Annotated in this window: 1 protein-coding gene; it reads left to right on the top strand. The window is 71.5% G+C overall.

The genetic code is table 11. From position 1 onward, the window contains the following. On the top strand, positions 1-228 hold a 228-nt coding region (locus ACPYOI_RS37380), incomplete at both ends, for a GTP cyclohydrolase II (RefSeq protein ID WP_481424344.1).

Below are 228 nucleotides of genomic sequence, written 5' to 3'. Positions count from 1 at the left end.
CTGCAGGACCGCGGCCTCGACACCTACCAGGCCAACCTCGCCCTCGGCTTCGGCGCCGACGAGCGCGACTACACCGTCGCCGCCCAGATGCTGCTCGCCCTCGACGTGCCGCGCGTCCGGGTGCTGACGAACAACCCCGACAAGCCGGCCCAGCTCGAGCGTCTCGGCATCGAGGTGACCGGGCTCGTACCGACCGGCGTCCACCTCTCGCCGGCCAACGTGCACTAC

This window comes from Rhizobium sp. SVR5-2C (assembly GCF_056755115.1).
This window is presented reverse-complemented; position numbering and strand designations above follow the sequence as displayed.